Raw genomic sequence first — 5,922 nt, forward strand, 5'->3', positions numbered from 1 at the left:
CTCCACGTGGCCTGTCTCACTATACCGCCTCCAGCGCCTGCCTCAGGTCCGCGATCACATCTTCCGGATGCTCGATGCCCACCGAGAGGCGGATCATCCCGGGCGTGATCCCCATGCGGGCCTGCGCCTCGCGCGTAATGTCCGAGTGGGTCATGGTGGCCGGGTGCTCGGCCAGGCTCTCGGTGCCGCCCAGGCTGACGGCGAGCTTCACCAGTTGCAGGTGGTTGAGCAGCCGGTAGGCCTCGGCCTCGCCGCCGTGAACCTCGAAGGAGAAGGTCGAGCCCGGCGCTTCGCATTGCCGGTGGAAGATCTCGAACTGCGGCTCGCCCTCCTCGAGGAAGCCGAGGTGGTGGACGCGCGTGATCTTGGGGTGATCGGCCAGGAATTCGGCCACGTAGCGCGCGTTCTTCATGCTGGAGGTCATGCGCAGCTTGAGGGTTTCCAGCGAGCGCATGGTGAGCCACCCGGTCCAGGCGTCGGCCATGGTGCCCAGGATGGTGCGCATGCCACGCACGCTGGAGAGGAGCGCCTCGGGGCCGAGGCACGCGCCGGCGATGAGGTCGCTGTGGCCGCCCACGTACTTGGTGAGTGAGTAGAGGACGAGATCCGCGCCGTGGCGCAGGGGGTGCTGCCAGAGCGGGCCGAGAAAGGTGTTGTCCACAATGACCAGGGGGCGCCGGCCGATACCCTCCGCGGGCGGCGCTGCGGAGTCCGGCTGCGTCGTGACAGCCAGCTCCGCACAGCGCCGGATGTCTACCAGCGTATTGGTCGGATTCGCCGGCGTCTCGACATAGATCACGCCCACCGGACCCTGTGCGGCGGCCTGCTCCAGCGCATGCTCGAGTGCACCCTCGGCGCCCGCGGCAAAGCCGATGCCGCGGATGCCGAACCGCGGCAGGATGCGGCTGACCAGAAAGTCGCTGCCGCCATAGATGGGCTCGCTGTGCACCACCATGTCGCCCGGCCTGAGGAAGGTGAGCAGCGTAGTGGCGATGGCGGCCATGCCGCTCGAGAAGCCGAGCCCGGCCTCGGCGCCATCCCAGAGGGCCAGCCGGTCTTCGAGGATCTCGAGGTCGGGATTGTTGATGCGCGAGTAAATGAGCCCCGGCTCCTCCGAGGGCCGCTTCTCGCGCAGGCCGTACGCCAGCTCGAAGAACGCCTTGCCCGCCTCGGCGCTCTCGAATACAAACGTCGATGTCTGGAAGATCGGACACTTCAGCGCGCCCTCGGAAAGCCGCGGGTCGTAGCCGTAGCTCATCATGAGCGTTTCCGGGCGGAGGGCGTGCTCGCCGATCAGGCGCCGGCGGTACACGTTCGCGGGTGGCATCATGGCGGGGACCCCCTGATCGAGTCGGGCGGCGCGATCTCGCCGCGGCTCGGTCATGCTAAGCGGTTGGTCAGGGCGGCGCGAGGCGGATCAGCGACCCCCCCCTTTTTCACGGCTGCCCAGCCGGCGAAATGCCGCGCCGCAGATGCTTGCGGATGTAGATGTCGACCGCCACCAGCTCCCGCGGCGCCAGCCGCAGTCCCCAGTGTGGCATGCCCCGGACATTCCCCAGGAAGACGCGGCGCCTCAGCCCCCGCGGGTCGTTTGCCAGTGGCCAATCATGCTCCAGGAACGACGGCGTTTCGATCGTGTCTCCGTGCAGGACGTAATGGTGGCCGCCTTCACCGGCCAACCCGTGACAGAACGCGCACGCCTCAACGTAGATCCCGTTGCCCCGGATGATCGCGGCCCGTTCCGTGGTCCAGGTCACGGTGTCGTAGGTCGCAGCGTCGAAGATCTGCGCCATGATCGCGGGAAGCTCTGCCCGCGTGGCTACCCGGGCCTCGCCGGCAACCGGTTTCTCTTCCCCACACGCCGCCAGCCCCACGACCGTGGCCAGAACAGCACGCAGCCAGCGCATACCTGTAACCTCTCTTCGATTATGGGATGGGAGCGTGACCCGATTTGCCCCGTGTGGGCAACTCGGATTCCGGCCCGATCTCATGGCAGCCGCGGCGAGGCGTCGCGTCCATGCGCGGCAAGTGACCAGTCGGCGCGCCACAGCCAGAGGGCGACGAGGGCGAACGCGACGGTGCGAATGACGGTGGGCGCCGGGCCCGGCAGTGCGAGATGGTCGGTCACGACGCCGGCGACGAACCAGTAGTACAGCCCGATCGCCAGGGCGGCGAGCAGCCGCATGGCCAAGGCCGCACTCAGGTTCAGACCACGGACGAGGAGTTGTGACGTCAGATAGCCTCCGGCCGTCCAGGCCGCGACCGTGAGGTATACACTGCCGGCCGTGCCCAGCGCACCGTCGTGCGTGAGATTGTAGCCGATGACGAAACCAGGAAAGCCCGCCGCGAACACCCCGTAGCCGCTCTGGAGCCAGGCGTGCGACCGGCGCGCCCGGCCTAGTATCTGCACGATCGACTTGGACTGGGCGATATCGAGGCACCCCCGCGTGATGCACATCGTACAGGGGGCGCAGCGCGGGTTGCGCGCGTCGAGCAGCGGGCTCTGCCCATACAGCCGCTCCACCGCGAGCACCGGACAGATCGAGCTGCAGAAGCCAGCCTTCTTGTCGAAGACGGCGCCCAGAACGAAGGCGAGCGCCGCTACCAGCATGATCGTCACGGCCAGCCCTGTTCCGTCCGTGTTGAACACGAAGCGCCGGGCCGGAACCATCAGCGCGAGCAGCACGATCCCGATCACGCCCGCGGCCGGAACGAGCCGGTCGTCGAGAACGCGGCGCGCGCCCCATCGGTTGGGTAGCATGTTGATCGTGGCGAGCGGACAGATGTTCCGCCACAGTCCGGGATCGACCAGGAAAACCGCTGGCAGCAGCGGAATCGCCACATCCCACAACACGGTCAAGGCGGTCTCCGGCACGATGAAGAGCGCCACGATCAGTGCTGCCGTGGTCACCAGAGTGACACCTTGTGCAGTCCGCCAGAATCCGATGACTCCCGGATCCGGGGTTCTGTCCAGGACCGTCGAGTTCATGTCCATTCTCCGGAGCCCGAGCGCGGGCTATGATTCACCGAGATGGACCTCACCAGTAGCCCTCCTGCACGTCCGTGATGGATGAGGCTCATGCGCTCGTCAGGCAGCCGGTTCCGGCTGACCGCCTTTCCGACCTCTGAAGAACATGAGCAGCGCACCGCCGAGTCCAATCCAGGAGAAGGAGCGTCACGCGGCGGTGCCGGGGCGTGGCCAACGCCTTGAGCATGGTTGCCTCCCTGCGCTCACAGCGGCGCGAAGCGCGCCGTGAAATGTCGCAGCACGGGCGCCTGATAGGTGAAGCGGTACCCGCCGATCCGCTCCCGCCGTGCGAGCACCTCGAGGATCACTTCCACCACATAATCAATATGGCTCTGCGTGTAGACGCGTCTGGGGATGGCGAGCCGCACGAGCTCGTGGGGCGCCGCCGTTTCCTGGCCCGTCTGCGGGTCGCGCCGGCCGAACATGACGGTGCCGATCTCGACACTTCGGATGCCGCCCTCGAGATACAGCTCGGCCGCCACGGCCACGCCGGGCAACGATAGCGGCGGCACGTGCGGCAGGAAGGCGGCCGCGTCGATGTACACGGCATGGCCGCCGGGGGGCTGCACGATGGGCACACCGGCGCGCGCTACATGCTCGCCCAGGTAGCGCACGGACGCCAGGCGGTACTGGAGGTAGTCCTCGTGGATGACCTCCTGCAGCCCGACCGCGATGGCCTCCAGGTCGCGGCCGGCCAGCCCGCCGTAAGTGGGGAAGCCCTCCGTCAGGATGAGCAACTGCTTCTACAGCTCCGCCAGGATCGCATCGTTGGTCGCCAGGAAGCCGCCGATGTTGGCCAGGCCGTCCTTCTTGGCGGAGAAGGTGCAGCCGTCGGCGCAGGCGAAGATCTCGCGCGCGATGTCGCGCACCGACCGCTCGGCGTACCCGGGCTCGCGCAGCTTGATGAGGTACGCGTTCTCGGCGAAGCGGCAGGCATCGAGGTAGAGAGGTATGCCATTGCGGCGGCACACGTCGCGCACGGTGCGGATGTTCGCCAGCGAGACGGGCTGCCCGCCGCCCGAGTTGTTGGTGAGGGTGATCATGCACAGAGGCATGCGCTCGGCGCCCACCTCACCGATCAGCCGCTCGAGCGCGCTCACGTCCATGTCGCCTTTGAAGGGGTGCGGCGCCTGCGTCTCCGCTGCGGCCGCGCAGGGCAGATCCACGGCGCGCCCGCCCAGAGCCTCGATGTTCGCGCGCGTGGTATCGAAATGCGTGTTGTTGGCGACGACGTCGCCCGCACGGCACACGGTACTGAACAGGATCCGCTCCGCCGCACGTCCCTGGTGCGTGGGGATGACGTGCTCGAAGCCGAACAGGTCCCGCACCACCGCCTCGAACTGGTAGTAGGAGCGGCTGCCGGCGTAGCTCTCATCGCCGCGCATCACGGCCGCCCACTGCTCCGCGCTCATGGCCGAGGTGCCGCTGTCGGTCAGCAGATCGATCAGCACGTCTTCGGCGCGCAGCCGGAACACGTTGTAGCTGGCATTGCGCAAGCAGTCGGCCCGCTCCGCGCGCCCCGTCATGCGGATGGGCTCGACCGCCTTGATCTTGAATGGTTCGATGATGGTTCTCACGCGCGCCCCTCGGGCGAACTGGGCAACAGGCCGACCGCGATCACGGCCTTCACTCCGACTCCTCGCAGCCGGCGAACGGCTCTCCCCCGGCGAGGCCCGTGCCGGCAAAATGCTCCGCGTCGCAACCGCAGGTGCGGCAACGATTTTGCCAGCGCCACCCCCCCGGCGGCTCCCTGGTCCCGGCGCCGCTGATCGGACATTTGGCCTCAAACCGCCGCCGTTTCGCCCGTGCGAGGAGACGTAGCGTCTCCGACCAAGAAGACGCGCACCTCCGTCTCCGTCGCGCTTGGCGAGCGAGCCGGCGAGGCGGAGCGCGTTGCAGGAGCGCTCGGTGCCGTCAGGGCGGCTGGTTGAGGACGAGCAGGTAGTTCATGAGGCGGACCCGGCCTCGAGCGCGCGGCCGCGGCGCGCGACGCCCTCGGCCTCGGCCGCTGCGCCGACCGCTGCGGCGACTGCCGGCGCGACGTCGCGGTTGAAGACGCTCGGGATCACGTAGTCGGGCGCGCGCTCGTCGGGCTTAACGATGCCGGCGATCGCCTGCGCGGCGGCGAGCTTCATCCCCTCCGTGATCGCCGATGCGCGCACGTCCAGCGCGCCGCGGAAGATCCCGGGGAACGCGAGCACGTTGTTGATCTGGTTGGGGTAGTCGGAGCGACCGGTTCCGATCACGGCGACGTCGCCCTCGATCTCCTCGGGCAGGACCTCGGGCACCGGGTTCGCCATGGCGAAGACGATTGCGCCGCCGGCCATCGTGCGGATCGCCTGCGCGCTCACGGCTCCGGGTCCCGAGAGGCCGATGAAGACGTCACTGCCGTCGAGCGCCTCATCCGCGCTGCCGGCGAAGTCCCGCGCGTTCGTCAGCTCGGCGTACTCGGCTTTGGCCGCGCTCAGCCCCGGCCGGCCGCGGTGGACGGCGCCCAGGCGGTCGCAGCCGACGACGTCCCCAGCGCCGGCGGCGAGCAGCATCTTCGTCACCGCGACTCCGGCGGCGCCGACGCCTGCAACGACCACGCGCACATTGGCGAGCTCCTTGCCGACCACCCGCAGCGCGTTCAGCAGGCCCGCGACCACGACTACGGCGGTGCCGTGCTGGTCGTCGTGGAACACCGGGATGTCGAGCTCCTGCTGGAGCCGGCGCTCGATCTCGAAGCAGCGAGGCGCCGAGATGTCCTCGAGGTTGATCCCGCCGAAGACGGGCGCGATCGCCGTGACAGCGTCCACGATCCTGTCCGCGTCCTTCGTGCCCAGGCAGATCGGGAACGCGTTCACGCCGCCGAACTCCTTGAAGAGCATCGCCTTGCCCTCCATCACGGGCAG

The 5,922-nt window shown here is 68.5% G+C and carries 4 protein-coding genes and 1 pseudogene; all 5 read right to left on the reverse strand.

The genetic code is table 11. From position 1 onward, the window contains the following. Window positions 1-19 precede the first annotated feature (19 nt). Window positions 20-1,327, reverse strand: a complete 1,308-nt coding sequence (locus HY703_03380) for a cystathionine gamma-synthase family protein (protein ID MBI4544218.1) — start codon at window positions 1,325-1,327, stop codon at window positions 20-22. Window positions 1,328-1,436: 109 nt separating this feature from the next. Next, entirely contained in the window at window positions 1,437-1,907 is a 471-nt protein-coding gene (locus tag HY703_03385) for a cytochrome c (protein MBI4544219.1), read from the reverse strand. Window positions 1,908-1,987: 80 nt separating this feature from the next. Continuing rightward, on the reverse strand, window positions 1,988-2,989 hold the full coding sequence (locus HY703_03390; GenBank protein MBI4544220.1) for a hypothetical protein: 1,002 nt from the start codon (window positions 2,987-2,989) through the stop codon (window positions 1,988-1,990). 242 nt (window positions 2,990-3,231) lie between these two features. Further along, window positions 3,232-4,605, reverse strand: a pseudogene (locus HY703_03395) (tryptophanase). 369 nt (window positions 4,606-4,974) lie between these two features. Then, a partial coding sequence (locus HY703_03400; protein MBI4544221.1) for an NADP-dependent malic enzyme occupies window positions 4,975-5,922 on the reverse strand: 948 nt, incomplete at its 5' end.

The sequence above is a fragment of the Gemmatimonadota bacterium genome (assembly GCA_016209965.1).
Classification (GTDB): domain Bacteria; phylum Gemmatimonadota; class Gemmatimonadetes; order Longimicrobiales; family RSA9; genus JACQVE01.